Here is a 4,003-nt window from a genome sequence, read left to right as displayed (position 1 = left end):
TACTCTGAGGTATTTTTTTCTCAACCTTCTTTCTTGGAATTTCCTATATTTGAATTATACAGGAAGCTCCTTTTTTACTTCATTGGGCTTGGTTGTCATGACAGAATACAGCTCGGTGTCCTTCGGGAACCGGTCAACGAAAGGCAGGATCACGTTTCCATAGAACAACAGCCCCTCGCCTTCCCCGGAATGGGTCACATAGGAGAGCTGGTGCGGGCTGATATTGAGCTGCTTTGCGAGAATCTGCCTGTCTCCGCCAGCCTGGTTGAGCATATATACAAAGTCCGAGTTTTCAAAGATATTCTCCACTTCACGGCTGGCAAGGAGGTCTTTCACGTTCTGCGTAATGCCTGTGGGTATGCCGCCCCATTTACGGAACCTTTTCCAGATTTCCACCGAATAGGCGGCGGTCTGTTCCTCTTTGAGAAGCAGGTGCATCTCGTCCATGTAATAGCGGGTGGACTTTCCGGCAGCCCGGTTTTCTGTCACACGGCCCCAAACCTGATCCTGGACAATGAGCATCCCCAGCTTTTTAAGCTGCTTTCCCAGCTCCTTGATGTCGTAGCAGACAATCCGGTTATTCACATTGACATTGGTTTTGTGATTGAACACATTGAGGGAGCCGGACACATAGATTTCCAGAGCCGTTGCGATATGGTGGGCCTCTTTTTCATCCTGCTTCAACAGGGCATCATACAGATCGCCAAGGATAGGGATATTCTCCGGGCATGGGTCATTTAAAAACGGCTGGTAGATCAGGCGCACACAGCGGTCGATCACCGTCTTTTCCACCGGCTGCAGGCCGTCACGACTGCTCACCACCAGCTCACACAGGGACAGGATAAAGTCTGCTTTCAGGGATAACGGGTTTTCATCATCCGAATAGTTGAGATTGATGTCCATGGGGTTAATAAAATCCGTACTGGTTGGAGAGATACGGATCACCTGGCCGCCCAGCCGCTGCACCAGGGGAAAATACTCGCCCTCCGGATCGCATATGGCGATGTCGTCATTGGTGATAAGAAAAGCATTTGACATTTCCCGCTTTGCGCTGAAGGATTTCCCGCTGCCCGGTGTGCCGAGGATCAGGCCGTTGGGGTTTTTGAGCTTTTTCCTGTCCACCATAATTAAGTTGTTGGAAAGGGCGTTCAGGCCATAATACAGTGCCTCCCTGCCGGACTGGAAAAGCTCCTGCGTGGTGAAGGGGATAAAGATCGCCGTGCTGGAAGTGGTGAGGCTGCGCTGTATCTCGATCTGGTTAAGGCCCAGCGGAAGGCTGCTCATCAGCCCTTCCTCCTGCTGGTAGTCCAGCCGGACGAGCTGGCAATTATATTTCTGGGCGATACTGGATGCCTGGAACACATTGTTGTCAAGCTGTGCCTTGGTGTCGGCGGTATTCACCAGAAGGAAGGTCATTAAAAACATCCTTTCATTCCGGCTCTGCAGCTCTTTTAACAGGTTCTTGGCCTCCGTGCCGTAAGTTGCCAGGTCGGAGGGGATGATGTCCATATCATATCCGGCCCGGACAGCTTTCTTCTGTTCCTCAATCTTCATTTTGTCCAGGTCGGTAATCTTTCGCTTGACAGTCTTAATGGCCGCCACCTGGTCTACGGACTGGATGTGCATATTTACGATCAGGCTGCTCTCCATATCCAGAAAGTCAGCCAGCATCCGGTCATTCAGCTCCGGGGCAAGAATCTGTAAAAAGGAGGCGGCCCCGAATTTCGCTCCCATACGGAAAAAACGCCCGTCCTTAAACTCAAAGGAAGTAGGCGCGATAAAATCCCTGGTGGAGAGGCCGCTGGGAACCAGCCAGTCCCAGGAGAACTGAAAGCGGCTCTGATCGTCCATATGGAAAATAGAGTGCATCAGCCGCAGCCGTTCCAGCCCGTTCAGGGAGACAGCGGAGACGCCCAGCCGTTTGAAGTTATTGAGGATGTCATTTTCAATGCGTTCCAGCCGGGGCTTTGCTGCCTTTACGCTGTCTGCCTCAATGCCGAACGTGAGAAACTTGGTCTTGATGAGGCCGTTGTTCCCCTTGGCAAGCTGGCTCTGGAGCATTTCGGCATACTCGGCCCGGATGCTGTCAAAAGCATCATTTTTTAGCGGGATAAAAATGCTCTGTTCAAAGCTCTCCATGCTGGCAGCCAGATTCAAAAAAGAGAACTGGAACCGTATGGAGCTGTCAAAGTAATTAAGGAAATCACACCATGCGTCAAAGATGGCGCTCTTATCCTCATTCTGGGATAACTGGTAGTTGATGTCCTGGAACTGGACAGTCTTGGTGTAAAAGCTGCCGGTCACGCGGCACACGCCGTCCGGCCACATCCGCTCATAAGGGATGGACTGCTGGGCCGATTTCTTGTTCTTATCCGTCTGCTTTGCCCGTTCGATGGCGGCAGCGATCTCCCTGCGCTCGGCGCGGGTCAGCTTTCGTTTTTGTGTTGCCTGTTTTGTGGACAATATGTTGTACCTCCTTATTCAAGTGGTATTGCCGCTCCAATACGGCATAATAGTTGTCAGTCTGATAAGGTCTGTGCCGGGGCCGGACAAACCGAACCTGCACATAGTTATGGATGATCTTTTCCAAAGGCTGGCCGTTCTTTTCATACATAGCCAGCATAAAAAAGGGGAGCATGACCAGCACCATACAGAGCGCGGCCGCGCTGGTACTGGCATACCGTTTCAGCAGGAAAAAGAGCGGTACGCCCACCAGAGAGCCGCAGCCGAAGCATACAAGCTGGCGGGCAGTCAGGTTGAACATCACTTTTGTCTTTAACCGGCTCAAGTCCTTGGGGACGTTCACATAAGCCATGGAAAATACACCTCCTTCACGGTATTGGCTTATAACTGGATTGATTTTGTAATGATCTCTCCTTTAATGGGCGTTCAGCACGCTCTTAGCAAGGCTCCCTGTCTTGAACAGGGTAAAGCAGAGCAGCACGGTATAGCCCATACAAGTCCAGATCGCCGTGCTGATGTCGCTGGCCACGGAGATATTCTGCACCAGCACCGCATAGATGCCCACACAGATAATGATCAGAAATGCCTGGAATCCCAGGGCGAACAGGGAGCGGAGATAATTCTGGCCCATCTGTCCCCATTCCCGGTTGAGCATGGTTGCCATGGGAATCGGGGCGATGGAAGTCACCAGATAGATTTCCACCATACGGCCATATACGATGATAAAAATACAGATGGTCAACGCCCACATGGTAATGCCGACAAAAAGGCTCTGGAACCACAGGCCGAACAGCGGCCCTAAATCCATCGCCATCAGCCGCGTCTCCATATCGTTTACCACACTGGAAATATCAATCGAAGTGTCGGAGATAATGACGCCTGCCGCGTTATTGACTACGCTCTGGGCCACATCAAACACGCCCATAACAATATTCCAGGTGTTGGTGACAATGAGGATTGCTGATGCGGTTTTGAAAATCCATTTCAGGAACATCCAGGTATCCAGGTCGTGAAGGTTGTTCTTATCAATAATGAGCTGGATCAGCTCCAGTGTCATAACAAAAGCCAGGATCGCCCCGGCAATGGGGACGATGACAGTCTCTGAAAGGTTGCGTACCATGTTGAACACGCCGCCATTCCATGCCTGCGGGGTCGTGCCTACCTGTCCGGCGATCTCCCCGACTCTCTGGTTTACCTGGTCAAACATCCCGGAAAGGTTGTTGATAATGCCGCTGACTAAAAGTTCTTTCAGCCATTCGGTAATGGAATCCCATAAGAAATCCAATGGTCTGCCTCCTTTCCAGCCCCTCCCGCCCGGAAGCGGGAAGGGCCGAAGATGTGTTTTGGTTTACAGGTTACAAAATCTCCAGTGATTAGCCGAACAGTCCGGAGAGCATGGGAACCAGGGTGATGCCGATCAGGGCAACTCCGCCGCCCGCCATCAACTGTTTCATACCCTGTGATTTTGCTCATGTGAGATAAAGAAGTAAAAGAAGTGTAAAAAATTTTGCCGTTCCCTGTCCGGCTGACTGCCGGACGG

3 protein-coding genes and 1 pseudogene are annotated in these 4,003 nt (G+C 51.4%); all 4 read right to left on the bottom strand.

Annotated elements, in window-relative coordinates:
- Positions 1–54 precede the first annotated feature (54 nt).
- Positions 55–2,463 (bottom strand): VirB4-like conjugal transfer ATPase, CD1110 family, encoded by a 2,409-nt coding sequence (locus NFR99_RS14790; RefSeq protein WP_277613468.1) that lies wholly within the window; start codon positions 2,461–2,463, stop codon positions 55–57.
- Positions 2,369–2,815 (bottom strand): PrgI family protein, encoded by a 447-nt coding sequence (locus NFR99_RS14785; protein WP_251354030.1) that lies wholly within the window; start codon positions 2,813–2,815, stop codon positions 2,369–2,371. The genes NFR99_RS14790 and NFR99_RS14785 overlap by 95 nt, the downstream gene beginning before the upstream one ends.
- Positions 2,816–2,878: 63 nt before the next feature.
- The gene (locus tag NFR99_RS14780) at positions 2,879–3,748 is read right to left on the bottom strand and encodes a VirB6/TrbL-like conjugal transfer protein, CD1112 family (protein WP_251354029.1); all 870 of its coding nucleotides are present in this window, start codon (positions 3,746–3,748) and stop codon (positions 2,879–2,881) included.
- Between the two features lie 88 nt (positions 3,749–3,836).
- Positions 3,837–3,932 (bottom strand): annotated as a pseudogene (locus NFR99_RS14775) (Maff2 family mobile element protein); the annotation flags it as partial.
- Positions 3,933–4,003 lie beyond the last annotated feature (71 nt).

The organism is Hominisplanchenecus murintestinalis (assembly GCF_943193015.1).
Taxonomy (GTDB): domain Bacteria; phylum Bacillota; class Clostridia; order Lachnospirales; family Lachnospiraceae; genus Hominisplanchenecus_A; species Hominisplanchenecus_A murintestinalis.
The sequence above is the reverse complement of the archived record's forward strand: the minus strand, read 5'-3'. Positions and strand labels throughout refer to the sequence as shown.

Coding starts and splice junctions, on each gene's coding strand:
- NFR99_RS14785 (WP_251354030.1), bottom strand. CDS start 2,815: ATGGCTTATGTGAACGTCCCCAAGGACTTGAGCCGGTTAAAGACAAAA.